Origin of the sequence: Pseudomonas sp. HOU2 (assembly GCF_040729435.1) — a bacterium.
Taxonomy (GTDB): domain Bacteria; phylum Pseudomonadota; class Gammaproteobacteria; order Pseudomonadales; family Pseudomonadaceae; genus Aquipseudomonas.
Window position 1 is genome coordinate 4,481,976 of sequence record NZ_CP160398.1, and the last position, 14,888, is coordinate 4,496,863.

At 60.1% G+C, this 14,888-nt stretch carries 8 protein-coding genes and 1 pseudogene; 6 read left to right on the forward strand and 3 right to left on the reverse strand.

What is annotated here, in order from left to right:
* Nucleotides 1-69: 69 nt before the first annotated feature.
* The gene (gene mltF / locus ABV589_RS20170) at nt 70-1,530 is read right to left on the reverse strand and encodes a membrane-bound lytic murein transglycosylase MltF (RefSeq protein ID WP_367083234.1); all 1,461 of its coding nucleotides are present in this window, start codon (nt 1,528-1,530) and stop codon (nt 70-72) included.
* A 285-nt stretch (nt 1,531-1,815) separates the two neighbouring features.
* Here mltF and purL point away from each other — a divergent pair, with 285 nt between their 5' ends.
* The 6 genes and pseudogenes from purL (at nt 1,816) to ABV589_RS20200 (ending at nt 10,322) form a co-directional block, all read left to right on the forward strand.
* Nucleotides 1,816-5,712 carry a phosphoribosylformylglycinamidine synthase gene (purL, locus tag ABV589_RS20175; protein ID WP_367083236.1) on the forward strand — a complete coding sequence of 1,299 codons (3,897 nt, stop codon included), beginning with the start codon at nt 1,816-1,818 and terminating at the stop codon, nt 5,710-5,712.
* A gap of 5 nt (nt 5,713-5,717) precedes the next feature.
* A complete protein-coding gene (locus tag ABV589_RS20180; protein ID WP_367083238.1) occupies nt 5,718-6,029 on the forward strand; it encodes a YqfO family protein in 312 nt (103 codons plus the stop codon).
* A gap of 386 nt (nt 6,030-6,415) precedes the next feature.
* Nucleotides 6,416-7,507: pseudogene (locus ABV589_RS20185) on the forward strand (autotransporter outer membrane beta-barrel domain-containing protein); the annotation flags it as partial.
* Nucleotides 7,508-8,624: 1,117 nt separating this feature from the next.
* Nucleotides 8,625-8,987: a DUF6124 family protein gene (locus tag ABV589_RS20190; protein ID WP_367083239.1), complete on the forward strand. Its 363-nt coding sequence runs from the start codon at nt 8,625-8,627 to the stop codon at nt 8,985-8,987.
* Between the two features lie 260 nt (nt 8,988-9,247).
* Nucleotides 9,248-9,886, forward strand: coding sequence for a DUF6036 family nucleotidyltransferase (locus ABV589_RS20195; RefSeq protein ID WP_367083241.1), 639 nt, complete (start codon nt 9,248-9,250; stop codon nt 9,884-9,886).
* On the forward strand, nt 9,870-10,322 hold the full coding sequence (locus ABV589_RS20200; RefSeq protein WP_128615569.1) for a hypothetical protein: 453 nt from the start codon (nt 9,870-9,872) through the stop codon (nt 10,320-10,322). Before ABV589_RS20195 ends, ABV589_RS20200 begins: the two co-directional genes overlap by 17 nt.
* 78 nt (nt 10,323-10,400) lie before the next feature.
* On the opposite strand, the gene nagE is transcribed toward ABV589_RS20200, so the two are convergent.
* On the reverse strand, nt 10,401-12,116 hold the full coding sequence (gene nagE, locus ABV589_RS20205; RefSeq protein ID WP_367083242.1) for an N-acetylglucosamine-specific PTS transporter subunit IIBC: 1,716 nt from the start codon (nt 12,114-12,116) through the stop codon (nt 10,401-10,403).
* A 35-nt stretch (nt 12,117-12,151) separates the two neighbouring features.
* Entirely contained in the window at nt 12,152-14,665 is a 2,514-nt protein-coding gene (ptsP, locus tag ABV589_RS20210; RefSeq protein ID WP_367083244.1) for a phosphoenolpyruvate--protein phosphotransferase, read from the reverse strand.
* Nucleotides 14,666-14,888 lie beyond the last annotated feature (223 nt).

Here is a 14,888-nt window from a genome sequence, read left to right on the forward strand (position 1 = left end):
GCCTTCGGCAGCTCCTACAGATGTACGCAAAACCCTGTAGGAGCTGCCGAAGGCTGCGATCTTTTGCTTTTAGAGCGGGGCAGGCTCCTGCGCCGGCTTGGTCTTGTCGATCCCCGGCACATGCAGATTGCCCTCGGCCACCTGATCGCCTTCAAGCTGCGGCTGGGTCACCCAGGTCAGGATGTCGTAGTAGCGACGGATGTTCGCCACGAAATGCACCGGCTCGCCGCCTCGGGCGTAGCCATAGCGGGTCTTGCTGTACCACTGCTTCTGCGACAGGCGCGGCAGCATCTTCTTCACGTCCAGCCACTTGTCCGGGTTCAGGCCTTCGCGGGACGCCAGTTTGCGTGCGTCATCGAGGTGACCGCTGCCGACGTTGTACGCCGCCAGTGCGAACCAGGTGCGGTCCGGCTCCTGAATCGAATCGTCGAGCTGATCCTTCATGTAGGCCAGGTACTTGGCGCCGCCCATGATGCTCTGCTTGGGATCGAGACGGTTCGACACGCCCATCGCCTGCGCGGTGTTCTGGGTCAGCATCATCAGACCGCGCACGCCGGTTTTCGAGGTGACCGCCGGTTGCCACAGCGATTCCTGATAACCGATGGCCGCCAGCAGGCGCCAGTCGACTTTCTCTTTCTTGGCGTAGGTCTTGAAGTGCTGTTCGTATTTGGGCAGGCGTTGCTGCAAGTGCTGGGCGAAGGTGGTGGCGCCCATGTAGCCGAGGACATCGACGTGGCCGTAGTAACGGTCTTTCAGGCGCTGCAGGGTGCCGTTCTTCTGCACCTTGTCGAGGTAGGCGTTGATCTCGTTGAGCAGGCTGTTGTCTTCGCCGGCGGCCACCGCCCAGCTCTGGCTGCGCGCATCGCCAAGGTCGAAGGCCACGCGGATGTTGGTGAAGTACACCTGGTTCATCGCCACTTCGTTGGAGTCGACCAGCGTCAGGTCGATCTGGCCTTCATCGACCATGCGCAGCAGGTCGACCACTTCCACGGCGTCGGATTCTTCGTACTCGATGCCCGGAAACTTCTTTTTCAGCTCCGCCAGTTGCTCGGCGTGGGTGCTGCCCTTGAGCACCATGATCTTTTTGCCGACCAGATCACCTGGATCGGTAGGGCGCGACTGGCCGTTGCGATAGATGATCTGCGGAGTGACTTCGAGATAGGAGTGGGAGAAGCGCACCTGTTTCTTGCGCTCATCGCTGCTGACCAGACCCGCCGCCGCCAGCACCGGGCCGTTCGGCTTGCCGATCTGGTTGAACAGGTCGTCGAGGTTATCGGCGGTCTCGATCTTCAGTTCAACACCCAAATCGTCGGCGAAGCGCTTCACCAGCTCGTATTCGAAGCCGGTTTCACCGCTGCGATCCTGAAAGTAGGTGGCGGGGCTGTTACGGGTAATCACCCGCAGCACACCATCCTCCTTTACGCGCTCGAGTGTGTTGGGTTTATCAACACAGCCACCGAGCATCAGGAAGAGTCCGGTTGCGATCAGCCATTTGGCGTATCGCGGACGCAAAGCCGTTGGGAAAAACATCTGCGCAGTATACGCAAACGGCTGCGGGCGCCATATCTCGACAGTGAGGGGCTTGTCTGCTAGAGATCACAAAACTGCACGAAACCCCGCAGGAATGGGGCTGAACGGCATTTTGTGACAGAAAAAATAAGCGCTGCCCGCACACCCTCGAAATTTGACTTCAAAGGCAGAAACACAGATTGATATCCGAGTGCAACCGTGCGTAGCGTTTCGGGTGATGTTGAGGGCGGTTTAGGCTAGAATGCACGGCCTCAAAGCACACCCCTTCCCGAGGCTGTCCCGAAGATGTTGATCCTGCGCGGCGCTCCTGCCCTTTCTGCCTTTCGCCACAGCAAACTCCTTGAGCAACTGAGCCAGAAGGTTCCAGCTGTCAGTGGCCTGTATGCTGAATTCGCTCACTTCGCCGAAGTCACCGGCGTCCTGACCGGCGACGAACAGCAGGTGCTTGCGCGCCTTCTGAAGTACGGCCCAAGCGTTCCGGTACAAGAGCCGACCGGCCGTCTGTTTCTGGTATTGCCGCGGTTCGGCACCATCTCGCCATGGTCGAGCAAGGCCAGCGACATCGCCCGCAACTGCGGCCTGAGCAAGATCCAGCGCCTGGAGCGCGGCATCGCGTTCTACGTGGCCGGCCAGTTCAGCGACACCGAAGCCCAGCAGATTGCCGACTTGCTGCATGACCGCATGACCCAGATCGTTCTGAACAATCTGGAACAGGCCGCCGGTCTGTTCAGCCACGCCGAGCCGAAGCCGCTGACCGCGATCGACATCCTCGGTGGCGGCCGCGCCGCGCTGGAAAAAGCCAACACCGAGCTGGGCCTGGCCCTGGCCGAAGACGAGATCGACTATCTGGTCAACGCCTTCAACGGTCTCAAGCGCAACCCGCACGACATAGAACTGATGATGTTCGCCCAGGCCAACTCCGAGCACTGCCGCCACAAGATCTTCAACGCCAGTTGGGATATTGACGGCGAGAGCCAGGAAAAAAGCCTGTTCGGCATGATCAAGAACACTTATCAGATGCACAACGAAGGCGTGCTGTCCGCTTATAAGGACAACGCTTCGGTGATCGTCGGCAACGTCGCCGGCCGCTTCTTTCCGGACCCGGAAACCCGTCAGTACGGCGCGGTGCAGGAGCCGGTGCACATCCTGATGAAGGTCGAGACCCACAACCACCCGACCGCGATCGCCCCGTTCCCGGGCGCGTCCACCGGTTCCGGTGGCGAGATTCGCGACGAAGGTGCAACCGGTCGTGGCGCCAAGCCAAAGGCCGGCCTGACCGGTTTCACCGTGTCCAACCTGCAGATCCCGGGCTTCGAACAGCCGTGGGAAGTGCCGTACGGCAAGCCTGAGCGCATCGTTACCGCGCTGGACATCATGATCGAAGGCCCGCTGGGCGGCGCCGCGTTCAACAACGAATTCGGTCGTCCGGCCCTGACTGGCTACTTCCGTACCTTCGAGCAGTCGATCAGCACCCCGCACGGTAACGAAGTTCGTGGCTACCACAAGCCGATCATGCTCGCGGGCGGCATGGGCAACATCCGTGAAGAACACGTCAAGAAAGGCGAGATTTTGGTCGGTTCCAAGCTGATCGTGCTCGGCGGCCCGGCGATGCTCATCGGTCTGGGCGGCGGCGCTGCGTCCTCGATGGCCACCGGCACCAGCTCGGCGGATCTGGATTTTGCTTCCGTACAGCGTGAAAACCCTGAGATGGAGCGTCGCTGCCAGGAAGTCATCGACCGTTGCTGGCAGCTGGGCGACAAGAACCCGATCAGCTTCATCCACGACGTGGGTGCGGGCGGTCTGTCCAACGCCTTCCCGGAACTGGTCAACGACGGCGACCGTGGTGGCCGTTTCGAACTGCGCAACATTCCCAATGACGAGCCGGGCATGGCCCCGCACGAAATCTGGTCCAACGAATCTCAGGAACGTTACGTTCTGGCGGTCGGCCCGGCCGACTTCGAGCGCTTCAAGGCGATCTGCGAACGTGAGCGTTGCCCGTTCGCCGTGGTCGGCGAAGCCACTGCCGAGCCGCAACTGACCGTGACCGACAGCCACTTCGGCAACAACCCGGTGGACATGCCGCTGGAAGTGTTGCTGGGCAAGGCCCCGCGCATGCACCGTTCGGTGGTTCGCGAAGCCGAGCTGGGCGATGACTTCGATCCGTCGAACCTCGACATCAGCGAATCCATCGAACGCGTTCTGCACCACCCGGCCGTAGCGAGCAAAAGCTTCCTGATCACCATCGGCGACCGCACCATCACCGGCCTCGTGGCCCGTGACCAGATGGTCGGCCCATGGCAGGTGCCGGTGGCCGACGTCGCCGTCACCGCCACCAGTTTCGACGTCTACACCGGTGAAGCGATGGCCATGGGCGAGCGCACTCCGCTGGCGCTGCTGGACGCTCCGGCGTCGGGCCGCATGGCCATCGGCGAAACCCTGACCAACATTGCCGCTTCGCGCATCAACAAGATTTCCGACATCAAGCTGTCGGCGAACTGGATGTCCGCTGCCGGCCACCCGGGCGAAGACGCGCGTCTGTACGACACCGTGAAAGCGGTCGGCATGGAGCTGTGCCCTGAGCTGGGCATCACCATTCCGGTGGGCAAGGACTCGATGTCCATGGCCACCCGCTGGAACGACAACGGCGAAGAAAAAACCGTGACCTCGCCGATGTCGCTGATCGTGACCGGTTTCGCTCCAGTTGCTGACATCCGTCAGACCCTGACCCCGGAACTGCGCATGGACAAGGGCACCACTGACCTGATCCTGATCGACCTCGGTCGCGGTCAGAACCGCATGGGTGCCTCGATCCTCGCTCAGGTTCACGGCAAGCTCGGCAAGCAGGCGCCGGACGTCGACGACGCCGAAGACCTGAAGGCCTTCTTCGCGGTGATCCAGGGCCTCAACGCCGACGGTCACCTGCTGGCTTACCACGACCGTTCCGACGGTGGTCTGCTGACCTCCGTGGTGGAAATGGCGTTCGCCGGCCACTGCGGTCTGAGCCTGAACCTGGACAGCGTTGCCGAAAATTCGGCCGAAATCGCTGCGATCCTGTTCAACGAAGAACTGGGTGCAGTGATCCAGGTCCGTCAGGACGCCACCCCGGATATCCTCGCGCAATTCAGCGCGGCCGGTCTGGGTGACTGTGTGTCGGTGATCGGCCAGCCGATCAACAATGGCCAGATCAACATCACCTTCAACGGTGACACCGTGTTCGAAGGCCAGCGTCGTCTGCTGCAGCGTCAGTGGGCCGAGACCAGCTACCAGATCCAGCGTCTGCGCGACAACGCCGACTGCGCCGAGCAAGAGTTCGACGCGCTGCTGGAAGAAGACAACCCGGGCCTGAGCGTCAAGCTGAGCTACGACGTCAATCAGGACATCGCCGCGCCTTACATCAAGAAAGGCATCCGCCCACAGGTGGCCGTGCTGCGTGAGCAGGGCGTCAACGGTCAGGTGGAAATGGCCGCCGCGTTCGACCGCGCCGGTTTCAACGCGATCGACGTGCACATGAGCGACATTCTCGCCGGCCGTGTCGACCTGAACGAGTTCAAAGGTCTGGTGGCCTGCGGTGGTTTCTCCTACGGCGACGTCCTCGGCGCCGGTGAAGGCTGGGCCAAGTCGGCACTGTTCAACAGCCGTGCCCGCGATGCGTTCCAGGGCTTCTTCGAGCGTAACGACAGCTTCACCCTCGGCGTGTGCAACGGTTGCCAGATGATGTCCAACCTGCACGAGCTGATCCCGGGCAGCGAGTTCTGGCCGCACTTCGTGCGCAACCGCTCCGAGCAGTTCGAAGCGCGCGTGGCGATGGTGCAGATCCAGGAATCGAACTCGATCTTCCTGCAGGGCATGGCCGGTTCGCGCATGCCGATCGCCATCGCGCACGGTGAAGGCCATGCCGAGTTCTCCAGCGAAGAAGCCCTGCTGGAAGCCGATCTGTCGGGTTGCGTGGCGATGCGTTTCGTCGACAACCACGGTAAGGTCACCGAAGCCTACCCGGCCAACCCGAACGGTTCGCCGCGCGGGATTACCGGTCTCACCAGCCGCGACGGTCGTGTGACGATCATGATGCCGCACCCGGAGCGGGTGTTCCGCGCGGTGCAGAACTCGTGGCGTTCGGAAGACTGGACCGAGGATGCTCCTTGGATGCGCATGTTCCGTAACGCGCGTGTCTGGGTGAACTAAGCGTCGTGTACAAGCTCGGGTTTTTTGTTCCTGACAGTCATGTCGAGGTGGTCAAGGACGCTGTATTCGCTGCCGGTGGTGGGCGGATCGGGGACTATGACCACTGTGCTTGGCAGGTGCTTGGGTCTGGTCAGTTTCGGCCTTTGCACGGCAGTCAGCCGTTCATTGGCGAGGCGGGGCAGGTTGAGCGGGTTGAGGAATGGAAGGTTGAGCTTGTGGTGGTGGATGAGTTGATCGTGGCTGTTGTGGCGGCGTTGAAGCTCAGTCATCCGTACGAGACGCCGGCTTATGAGGTGTGGCGGCTGGAAGATTTCTGAGTCTTTGGCCGCTGATAAAAGAACCGCTGAAAGTGATTTCAGCGGTTTTTTTTGCCTGCTTTTTGCTGGTAATGCCAAAGCGCTATATAGGATGATCGAGTCATAACGACAAAAGGATTTCTCGCATGTTTCTTACCCGTCATCGTTTCACCGTATGTATGGCCTCGGTTGTTGCCGGAGGTTTTTTCAATCAAGTCAGAGCGGCAGAGACGATCAGCGATGCCTTCAATCGGGTGGACGTTCCTCATAAGCTGGACCTTAGTCGTTATGCTCGAACTGCGAACGGTATCCATGCCGCTGAAAGTATCCAAACGATAAGCCCTGCACTCGATTTCGACCCGATCTTCGGGCCTCCAGGGTCTGGATTTCCGGTCAATGGGGATAAGTCCAACGTCCTTTACAACGCTGTCATGACGATCTCTCAAGGTGCTGCAGGCATTAGTGCAGCCATCGAAAGTCTCGCTGCTGGCAGCAATGCCAATTTGAGCAGCGCCACACTGGCCGCCAGTTCGTCGGTAATGACCAGCATGCGTACAGCGATGCAGCAAATGGGCAGCGATAGCGGCTTGCGGGTGGGGCTTGATTCATCGCAGACCCCAGTTCTGGCGGCCACTGACGTTGCGAACACTGTTCGCAATCTGAACGATCCAAGCGCACCGGGCCGCGTATGGCTGCAAGGCATTGGCAGCTACGGCAAGCTCGACGGCGAACAGGGCAATTCCAGTTTTGAGCAACGAACGGCTGGCACTGTGCTGGGCGTGGATTGGTCGCTTTCGCCCGAATGGCGCATGGGCGTACTCGGTGGTTATTCGAAGACTGACCTCGACAGCCATAGCTTCGAGGGCACGCTGCACAGTTGGCATGTCGGCGCGTACGCCATGCGCCAGGATGGGCCTCTGGCGTTACGCCTGGGGGCGGCTTACAGCGGCCATGACGGAGATAATAAGCGAACGGTTGAATTCGAAGGCTTCAGCGACCGGCCAAAAGGCAACTACGATGCCGACAGCCAACAAGCCTTTGCGGAACTGGGCTATTTGTTGGGCAGTGGCCGGCTCAACGTCGAGCCATTCGCCAATCTGGGGTACCAGCGTTATCACCGCGAAGGGTTCACTGAAAAAGGCGGCTTGGCCGCGTTGGCCGTGGACTCCCAGACCCAGGATAACTTCAGCAGCACGTTCGGCGTGCGACTGGCGCAGCTTAATCAGTTGCAGAACGGTATCAGCGTAACGCCGAGGGGTAGCCTTGGCTGGCGCCACACTTACGGCGACGTAGAAAGTGAAACCCGTCAGGCCTTTGTTTTGGGTGGCTCCGGGTTCAATGTCCAGGGCAGTGCTTTGGATCGCGACAGCCTGATAGTCGGGGCAGGTGTGGACGTCGGGATCTCTGCACGCCAAACCCTGAGTATTGGTTACAACGCCGAGGTGGGTAGCAATAGTCGTAATCAAGCGTTGACCGGGCAGTGGCAGATGAGTTTCTAGAGGCAAAATGTAAACCCGCGGAAAGCAAATTCTGCGGGTTTTTTGTTGGCCACGATTTGAGGGGTTAACTCATTTAACTGTGGAAGTTGGCTTGCCGGCGATGGCGCCCTTATAGTCGACCATGCTCTTGTTGATTGGGTGAATATCCATTCTTTTGGTTGCTGCGGCTGGCGGTTTCGCCCTTACGGCGACTCACTTTTTTACAAGCGCCTAAAAAAGTAAGCAAAAAACGCTTGCCCCAACGTTCGGCCCGCTCGCTGAGGCTCGGGGTTCCTTCGCTCCGGGATTGATCCGGGCGCATCGCCTCCGGTTTGCTTCGCTGCACCTCCTCTCGATGTGTTCGACTTCGTCGAACGGTCGCTGCGCTCCCACCCTCCGGATCAATCCCTCCACTCAGCCTGCCGACGGGGCCGGTGGATCAAGATCAAAAGCTGCAGCCGAGCTTGCGCTCATCCTGTTGAGTGGTGAAGAGCACGGGGTGTTCGGTTTTTGATTTGTGTTGGAGCTGCCCCTCATCGGAACGCCGACCGCCCAGCCCTTTCCCGAGGGAGAGGGGGCCGATTTTTGGGCTTTTCAGGATATGAGTTCGACTCGGTATTTCACGTCGGCGTACATCCACCAAACACCTCGGTCAGTCCCTTCTCCTCTGGGTGAGGGGGGGGGTGAGGGGCTTTTGATCTGTTTCAGAGTCTGAATTCGATTCGGTATTTCACGTCGGCGTACATCCACCAAACACCTCGGTCAGTCCCCTCTCCCTCTGGGAGAGGGCTAGGGAGAGGGTTTGTTTTTGGTTGTTTAATGATGTGTCGAATAACCAGAACCTTCCCACAAGGTTTTCAGGTTGTCCGTCGGACGCCCGCTCTCTAGGCTTTGTCTGTCGCTGCCAATTCAGCGACCGGGCGTGAGATCCCCGGAATGCTTGCAACTAGCGCCAACACCACGATAATTGGCGCCAGCTCAATCTGCTGCCTGCTTTATGGCGGCTGTGTGCGGGCAGACTTCGGTCTGGCCGGTTGCCTGCTCCGGTGGATCTCACCCTGCACATAGCTGCCACCTCTTCGCCGCGTGAGATCCGGCGAACGATGGCATCCCCACTTGCAGTAGCAGGAGTTGAACTTTGGACAAACTGATCCCCGACCCACCCCGCGAAAACACCACCCCACTCGAAGAAGCCCTCCGCGCCGAAGACCAGGCCCGAAACCGCGAAGCCATCAAACGCGCCCTCGACTTCTACCTGTGCCCCGAACCCGCAAAGCCCTGCCGACCGAGCACCATGTTCATGGTCCGCCCAGAGGTCGACACCGAAAGCCTGCTCGCCCACGCCTGCGAATCGTTAGCCTCGGCAAGCACCGCCGCCAGCAACTTCGCCAATGAGCTAAGCGGTTCGCAGCGCAGTACGGCGTTAGGCATCCAGCAAATCGTCATGCTCGCCGAACTGGCGGTAAACCGAGCGCTGGATCGAGTCGACCCACAAACCTGACGTCCGCGTCATCGTTCATCGCCAGCAGGCTGGCTCCCACAGTTGAAATGCATTCCCTTGTGGGAGCTGGCTTGCCAGCGATGAGGCATTAACAGGCGTCAGACGAGTTTCAGAGCGCAATCAAACCGGGGAATTTTCCTACCACTCTTTCAGGTTGTCCCTCGGAAGTCGCATCCATACCTTGATCTGTCTCTGGCAAACAGCGAGCAGGGCAACAAGTTGCGTCGCTTTAGCCATCGACATGACTCTGAGGTTCAAAAATGGAATTGCTGCCCGTAGTCACTCCCCGTATCAACACGAATACTGCATTGGGGAAGTCATTGGTTTCGATGTTCAAATCAGTCGAAGCAGAATTGACGCAGGAAAATGCCGATCCGGGGGCAGTCAAAATCATCGTCTTTGGTGGTTGCGCCGTACATCTCTACACAAATCATCGTATTTCCATGGATGTCGATGCGGAGATTTATGAAGCTTGCCTTCCGCCAGGGTTCGACCTTCAAGCGCTTCTTGCTCAAGTTCCGGAGCCTTTTATCGACGAACGCTCCGCTCGAGTGATGGAGCTGAACTACGACCTTCAATACAACACTAGTTTTGGCCCGATCCATGAAGACTACTGGGTGCGAAGTATTCCCATGACTGAGTTTCCGGAGACGTCCCCGCTCCAGATTCACATCGCTGCTCCGGTGGATATTGCAATTACAAAACTTGGCAGGGCTACCGATCACGACGTTGCGGACATTAAGGCGCTTCTTAGAGCCGGTTTCATTCTGACGAGTGATTTCCGGCGTCTGGCATTGCAAGCAATTGATGTATATGTTGGCAACAAAGAGCAACCTGCCTCAGTGCTCTTCAATATCTTGCAGGACTACCTGGAGGAACCAGATGTCGAACTCTCTTGATGATCATGTCCTTTCTTCGGCATTGGATACGTTGGTCAGAAGACCGCTGGATCAAGCGGATGGGACGGCGCTGGTCGATGCAGCCAAAGAGGTCTGGTATTCAAAATCCGATCTTGAGAGTGAGATATCAACATTTCTCAAGTTTCACAGCGATGAAGTCGAGCTGCGGCGAGCGGCTTATCTGCTGGAGCGATTTACGCGTTTCGCATGTGTATCGGATAGCCGCGTGTTGGAAACGCTCCATGCACTCGAGCTTTTCAACGCCAAAACACCCAAGCAACACGTCGTTTCTCAACCAGCTGTTTTATTACGCAATCGCCGCGACGAGTTGGCGGTTGCTTGGGGTTTGACGGAAAGTCTGGGTTTGAAGATTCAGGCGCTCATGCCGTACCAGACTCGGCATTACGAGGCGGAACAGCGCGCAAGAATGCCCTGAACTTGAGCAGCATGAAAAAACCCGGCCAACGCCGGGTTTTTTGTATCAGTTGTTTCGAGTAGAGCCTGATGCAAAGGCTCAGACCTTGGCACTGACCTCGCTGCGATTGACCAACGCCTCCAGCGCTCCACTCAAACTCGCCGCCTTATCCCCCACCAGCAAATGCCAAACCCCACCCTCCAACTGGCTGACACCCTGACAACCCAACTCTTTCAGCTGCGCCTCGGACAACGCCTTGCCATCCGCCAACAGCAAACGAATCCGGCTCATGGCAATGCAATCCAGTTGCAGCACGTTGTCGCCACCACCCAGCGCATTCAGCCATTGCTGAGCTTCGGTGCCTGCGACCACAACCGCTTTCGGCTCTTCGACAACCGCAACAGGTTCAGCAAGAATTGCGCGCCCCAAGGCCGGCATCGCCAGGCGAATCTCATCAGCAATGCTGTCGGCCAGCGGGCCGACCACCACCTGCAAACTGCCACCCTTGCCCGGACGCACAACGGCCATCGCACCCAATGCTTTCAGGTCTGCATCGGACGCCTTGTTGCGATCCACCATTTCCAGTCGCAACCGCGTAGTGCAGGCACCGACAGTCACAAGGTTGTCTGCACCACCGAGTGCCTTGATGTAAGCCCCGGCGCGTTCGTTTTCCGCGAAAACCGCTTTTTCAGCCGTCGCCACATCCTCACGACCCGGCGTCTTCAAATTGAAGCGACGAATGCAGAAATCAAACACCGCGTAATACACCACGGCGTAAGCCAGCCCGACCGGAATCACCAGCCAGCCATTGGTCGAGCGACCCCAACCGAGCACCATGTCGATGAAGCCGCCGGAGAAGGTGAAGCCAAGGTGAATGTTCAGCGCATTGGTAATCGCCATCGACAACCCGGTCAGCAGTGCATGCAGCAAATACAGCAGCGGGGCGAGGAACATGAAGGCGAATTCGATGGGCTCGGTCACCCCGGTCAAAAACGAGGTCAGCGCCATCGACAGGAAAATCCCGCCCATCACCTTGCGCCGCTCCGGTAGCGCGTTGCGGTACATCGCCAGGCACGCAGCAGGCAGGCCGAAGATCATCATCGGGAACATGCCGGTCATGAACTGGCCGCCCTTCGGATCGCCGGCGAAGTAGCGCGACAGGTCGCCGGTGACCAGTGCGCCGGTGGTTGGATCAGTGAAGTTGCCGAACACGAACCACGCCATGTTGTTGAGGATGTGGTGCAGACCGGTGACGATCAGCAGGCGGTTGAATACGCCGAACACGAACGCACCGATGCTGCCGCTTTCCATCATCAAGGCGCCGAAGCTGTTGATGCCGTGCTGGATCGGCGGCCAGATATAGCCGAACACCACGCCCAGCGCGACGGCGGCGAAACCGGTGACGATTGGCACGAAGCGCCGGCCGCCGAAGAACGCCAGGTACTCCGGCAGCTTGATGTCCTTGAAGCGGTTGTACAGCGCGCCGGCCATCAGGCCGCTGACGATCCCGGCGAGCATGCCCATGTTGATGCTCGGGTCGAGCACCTTGAGCGTGGAGATCATCACCAGGTAACCGATCACCCCGGCCAGGCCTGCGGTGCCGTTGTTGTCCTTGGCGAAACCGACGGCGATGCCGATGGCGAAGATCATCGCCAGGTTGGCAAAAATGACTTGGCCGGCATCATGAATGATCGCGATGTTCAACAGGTCGGTGTCACCCAGACGCAGCAGCAGGCCAGCAATCGGCAGGATCGCGATCGGCAGCATCAGCGCACGGCCGAGGCGTTGCAGGCCTTCGATGAAGAGTTGGTACATGGTGGTTCTCCCTGCTCTTTATAGAGAGCTTGTTGTTAGTGCAGAGGCCAATGCTGGTGGCAGGCGTGACGAACCGCAGCGGCGCTGTTGAGCTTCAACAGGTCGCGGCTGAGGCGTTGGCATTCGGCCTCGTGCAACTGGCGCACGCGATCCTTGATTTCACCGATCTGTACCGGGCTCACCGACAGTTCGGTCACGCCGAGGCCGATCAACACCGGCGTTGCCAGCGGGTCGGAGGCGAGGGCGCCGCACACGCCGACCCAGCGTTTGTGCACCGCTGCGCCTGCGCAGGTCATAGCGATCAGCCGCAGCAACGCCGGGTGCAGCGCATCGACCCGGGCGGCCAAACCTGCGTGATCGCGGTCCATGGCCAGGGTGTATTGCGACAGGTCGTTGGTGCCGATCGACAGGAAGTCGGCGTGCTCGGCCAGTTGTTCGGCTTGCAGCGCAGCGGCGGGGACTTCGATCATCACGCCGATTTCCGGGCGCTGGCTGATGTTCAGTTCCAGGCACAGCGCATCGACCCGTTGACGGATGTGCAGCAGTTCGTCGACTTCGGTGACCATCGGCAACAGGATCCGGCAACGGCTCAGCGGGCTGACTTGCAGCAGTGCGCGCAGTTGCTGATCGAGGATTTCCGGGCGGGCCTGAGCCAGACGAATGCCGCGCAGGCCCAGCACCGGGTTGGCTTCGGCGGGCAGCGGCAGGTAGTCGAGTTGCTTGTCGCCACCGACGTCGATGGTGCGGATGATCACCGAGTGATCGCCCATGGCATCGAGCACGGCTTGATAGGCGGCACGCTGCTCTTCGACGTCCGGCGCCGTTTGCCGGTCGACGAACAGGAACTCGGTACGCAGCAGGCCGACGCCATCGGCGCCGTTGGCAAAGGCGTCCGCCGCCTCATGGCTGGAGGCAACGTTGGCGACCACTTCGATGGCCACACCATTACGGGTTTCGGCGGGCAGATGCGCCTTGGCCTGTTGGGCATCGCGGCGTTGCTGACGGTCGATTTGCGCCTGCTGCACTTCGGCCAGGCGTTCGGCGTTCGGTGTCAGTTCGAGGCGGCCGCCATCGGCATCCAGCACCACCGACTGACCTTGTGGCTGTTCGAGCAAAGCGGCGCTCAACGCCACCAGGCACGGCAGACCTTTGCCGCGCGCCAGAATCGCCACGTGCGACGTCGCGCCGCCCTCGGCCATGCACAACCCGGCGACACCTTGCGCGCTGAGTTGCAGCAGATCCGACGGCGTCAGTTCATGGGCCGCGACGATGGCGCCGGCCGGCACGTCGTAATGCCAGGCTTCACCGAGCAGGGCGCGCAGCACCCGTTGCTTGAGGTCGCGCAGGTCGTTGGCGCGTTCGGCCAGCAGCGCACTACCGGTGTGTTGCAGCACTTCGCACTGCACGTCGATCGACTGGCTCCAGGCATGAGTCGCCGCCGTGCCTTGGTCGATGGAGTGCTGTGCGGCGTCGAGCAGGGCCGGGTCTTCGAGCAGGGCCAGATGCGCGGCGAAGATCGCTTCTTCGTCGGTGCTCTTGTGCTTTTTCGCTTGGGCGAGGGTCGCGTTGATTTCGCCGCGAACCTGATTCAGCGCCGACTCAAGCACTTGCTGTTGCACCAGCGGATCATGCTTGCCCGCATCCGCCGGCAGGCTGATCGCGTTCAGACGAAACAGCGGCCCGCCGACCAGTCCCGGTGCGGCGCACACCCCTTGCAGCACGCCAGCTTCGGCCGGGCGTTTTTGCGGTGCGGCGCTGACCGGAGCAGCGGCGTGATGATCGTCGGGCAGAGCCGTCGCCAACGCATTGAGCAAGGCTTGCAGCGCGGCTTCGGCGTCCGGTCCCTGGCAGCTGACCTGCACTTGATCCTGTTCGCCGATGGCCAGACCCATCAGCCCGATCAGGCTGTTGCACGGCGCCGATTTGCCGGCGAAGTGCAGGTGCGACTGGCTCTTGAAGCCTTGTGCGGTCTGGCGAATCAGCGCGGCCGGGCGCGCATGCAAGCCGCCGCGATGAGCGACCAATACTTGACCCTGAACCTCTGGGCCACCCATCTGTTCAGTCGCCGCCGTGGCATTGTTGCGCGCGACGATGTGCAACAACGGTTCGCCAACTTTCACCACTTTAAGCGTGATCGGGCGCACCTGGAAATCCTGGCTGTTAGTCAGGATCAACAGGCTGACCAGGCTTTTGCATTGCTGGCCGACCTTGTCCAGGTCGTAGCGCAACAACGGCTGGCCGTTGCTGACCCGGGTGCCTTGCTTGACCAGCATCGAGAAGCCTTCGCCGTTCAGTTCAACGGTGTCCAGGCCCAGATGAAGGAGGATTTCCGCGCCGTTGTCGGCGCGCACGGTCAGCGCGTGGCCGGTGCGGGCGACATGGATGATCTCCCCGGCGCAGGGCGAGTACAGGGTGTCATTCAGCGGGTCGATGGCGATGCCGTCACCCATCGCGCCGCTGGCGAACACCGCGTCCGGGACTTTGGCGAGCGTGAGCACCGGGCCGCTGAGCGGGGCGCTGAGGGTCAGCTCTTTATTGTTGTTGTGCATGGCTCGGTCTCATCAGTAATTTCGCTGTCCCCTGTAGGAGCTGCCGCAGGCTGCGATCTTTTGATCCTGTTTTTTTCAACGTCAAAATCAAAAGATCGCAGCCTGCGGCAGCTCCTACAGGGTTGTGCATCAATCAACGGTTTTCGCATCCGTCGACGGGGTTGTGCATCAATCAACGGTTTTCGCATCCGTCGACGGGGTTGTGCATCAATCAACGGTTTTC